We start from the raw sequence: 228 nt of genomic DNA, 5'->3' as shown, positions 1-228 counted from the left end.
GTCTACTGCGTACCGTCGGCTGTGTCCTGGACCGAAGCAGCCGACGACGGCCTGACCTACACGTACATCCTCATGCAGGTCGCACCGGCGACCGATCCGGCGAAGGCCGTCGCAGCGGTCGAGCTGCTGTGGAAGGACAGGGGCATCACGACCGAGCGGTACCGGACGGTAGCCGCGGACCCGATCCTCGGCATCCGCGTACGTGGCGGCCCCGCGACGTCGATGGAC

1 protein-coding gene is annotated in these 228 nt (G+C 68.4%); it reads left to right on the top strand.

What is annotated here, in order from left to right:
• Positions 1–21 precede the first annotated feature (21 nt).
• On the top strand, positions 22–228 hold a 207-nt coding region (locus QCD68_RS17355; protein WP_301223911.1), incomplete at its 3' end, for a hypothetical protein.

The sequence above is a fragment of the Curtobacterium sp. PsM8 genome, from assembly GCF_030433875.1.
Lineage (GTDB): Bacteria > Actinomycetota > Actinomycetes > Actinomycetales > Microbacteriaceae > Curtobacterium.
The sequence above is the reverse complement of the archived record's forward strand: the minus strand, read 5'-3'. Positions and strand labels throughout refer to the sequence as shown.